Below are 731 nucleotides of genomic sequence, written 5' to 3'. Positions count from 1 at the left end.
TCGAGCCCGCGAATAATCACCGAGTGCCGTACCGGATGCGGTCTGTACCTCAGGGTCATAAGCGTTGGCGGCGTTACCGAGTGCAATACCGTACAAATGCGTCCCCGTATATAATTGATACCGACCTGTACCGTCCCACTGTAAGACTCCCGTATTGTCATAGGCCTTATTACCCGGTGTCCCGTAATCGTACATCTTCGTCGCCGTACCGCCTTCCAAGGCAGACATCCACCCGGATGATAAGCGAATGCCCGCACTTCTCGCAGGGTTGGGATCAGTCGGTCCCGGATCGTCAGTAACGGCAGCAAAGACGGGTACACAGCCGGTTAAAAATAAGACCGCCAAGGTTGAAATAAGCGTGTATCCTCTGTTTTTGGACGTTTCGGACTTAGTTTTTGAATGAGACTTTGCTATTTCCGAAGTAACAACATAACAGTTTCTGGCTTTGTTCCAAATAACTTTAAAAATCTTATTCATATCATGACCCCTTTTTCTAAAAAGTATTTTTATTTATGTACTTTTAAAGATCCGTACATATCCTCCTTCCCCTAGTACCCCAAAACACCTTCTATAAATTATCAATTCTTTCACATTATGATTACACATTCTATTTTGTTATGGCAATGCTTGAAGGTGAAATTATTACAATTCTGTTACATTTCCGTTTTTCGTTATTTTTTTGAAATATAAACGCATGTAAACACGTTATATCTGTAGTAGTACGAAAATTT

Annotated in this window: 1 protein-coding gene; it reads right to left on the bottom strand. The window is 41.9% G+C overall.

Features of this window, described 5'->3' with window-relative positions:
- The coding region (locus PGX78_RS08380) for an ESPR domain-containing protein (RefSeq protein WP_270446488.1) at positions 1–477 on the bottom strand (477 nt) is incomplete at its 3' end.
- Positions 478–731: the final 254 nt, after the last annotated feature.

Source organism: Megasphaera sp. AF13-6AC (assembly GCF_027685385.1).
GTDB lineage: Bacteria > Bacillota > Negativicutes > Veillonellales > Megasphaeraceae > Megasphaera > Megasphaera micronuciformis.
Note: the sequence above shows the minus strand (reverse complement) of the source record. Positions and strands in the feature narration are given on the sequence as shown.